Consider the following 1,905-nt stretch of genomic DNA (forward strand, 5'->3'; position numbering starts at 1 on the left):
ATTTAGGCGCAGTCGGTAACATGCCCTTATAGGGCTAGAGCAAACCACCCGCTATGCGGGTGGTTATGATTAGCCGGAAGATTATTGAAGAGTTTCAGTAAGTTTATTCTTCAAGAACGATTTCTGGTAAAGGAAGCTGATCATTAATAATTGCATCGGCAATTCGGATTATATCATTATCCAATGCACGATCGGCCTCTAGAGGAGGGCTGATTTCGCGTACCGCCTGGTAAAATTTAGCTGTTTCAGGTGCAAGTTTACTAATATTGTCACGGAGATAAATTGCCTGACAAACGACTAATATTGTCATTGAAACAATATTGCGTAATTTTTGTTCCATTTCCAGAACATCTTGCGCAGCATGCAAGCCCAAGCTAACAATATCTTGATTGTACTGCTCTGTTGCTAAAGTATGTATACTAGATGCAGCACAATCATGGCGGATTGCAGCAACTAGGGCTGTTTGTGAAAGTTGGATACCTTTCAGTCCTTGATACATGCCGGGAGTTGGACTAAGTGAATTTGGTAATCCACGAGAGAAACGGCTATCCATCACCAGTGCCACAATTGCGTGAAGATGGTTGGCCATTAAAGCGATATCCAACTTTAATGCATCCATAGTTCGCGCAATATATTGCCCCATAAAATTCCCACCGTGTAAGACATCACCATTTTCTGGATCAATCAAAGGATTATCATTCACAGAAATAACCTCCCGTTCCAATATCTTTCGAGCTGTAGCTAAAGATTCCGGAACTATGCCTAATATTTGCGGTGCACAACGAATTGAATAGACTTCTTGTAATGTATCATTTAACCGAGTAATTCCTTTGTGACGACAAGCTTTATTCGCTTGTTCTTTAACTCCCGCTAATAAATTGATCTGTGTTGAACCTTTTAATAAATTACGCAATGTACTGGCTACTGCTTTTTGACCCGGATGGTTTTTTACCTGCTGAATTCTGGCATCATAATGTTCATGAGAAGCGAGTAATGCTTCAACAGCCAATGCAATAGCAGATATTGTCGCTTTTAATAATTTTTCCAGTTTGATAATTGTAACTGAACTGATACCTGACATTATCCGAGTACCATTAATAAGAGCGAGACCTTCTTTTGCTTGTAAGGATAATGGGATCAATCCTGCACGTTTAATTGCTTCAGTTGCGCTAATTTCTTCTCCCATATAATTAACCTGGCCAATACCACATAATGCACGTGCAATATAAGATAAAGGAATTAAATCGCCGCTTGCTCCTACTGAGCCATACCGGGGAACCAGGGGCACAATGTCATGATTAAGATGATCGGCTATTGTTTGAGCGACAATCGGCCTGATTGCAGACCAGCCTTTGCAAACAGAAAGTAACACAGTAAATTGTGAGGCTCTAATACAAGTTTTGGACATATAGTCCCCAGTACCAGTAGAAAGAAAAGTTAACAAATTTTTCTGATGTTCTGATATCTTCTCAAACGGCACAACTAAATTGGCATTGCCTCCAAACCCTGTATTAATTCCATATATTACTTCTCCTGAATTTAATTTATCTTCTAATTTTTTACGACCACAGTTCAAAATATCCATGACAATTTTTGATATTTCTACTTTTTTTTGTTTTGTCGCAATTTGATAGATTTCTTCCAGAGAAATAGAGCCATTTTCATTAATAATGATAGTTGGCTGAATATTTTTAACGTTCATTTTCATCTCCATATAAAATAAGAACTTAATAATACGTGGTTTCGTATAAAAAGTGCAATCATGGAATAAGGGAATTAGTAACCACTCAATCTGATAAATCAACTTGATTTGAAGATGCCGATTTTAAATAAATTATGCCCGAAAAATTTGACAGTTCACGCTCCAAGAAAGATACCCCTTATGGTAATACCGCTCGCTTAAGC

General features: G+C 38.1%; 1 protein-coding gene. It reads right to left on the reverse strand.

Annotated features, from left to right (window positions below):
• Nucleotides 1-103: 103 nt before the first annotated feature.
• A complete protein-coding gene (gene stlA, locus ABLA85_RS19000; protein WP_367965858.1) occupies nt 104-1,702 on the reverse strand; it encodes a phenylalanine ammonia-lyase StlA in 1,599 nt (532 codons plus the stop codon).
• Between the last annotated feature and the right edge of the window lie 203 nt (nt 1,703-1,905).

Origin of the sequence: Xenorhabdus sp. SGI246, from assembly GCF_040838225.1 — a bacterium.
In the GTDB taxonomy this organism is placed as follows: Bacteria; Pseudomonadota; Gammaproteobacteria; order Enterobacterales; family Enterobacteriaceae; genus Xenorhabdus; species Xenorhabdus indica.

Coding starts and splice junctions, on each gene's coding strand:
- stlA (WP_367965858.1), bottom strand. CDS start 1,702: ATGAACGTTAAAAATATTCAGCCAACTATCATTATTAATGAAAATGGC.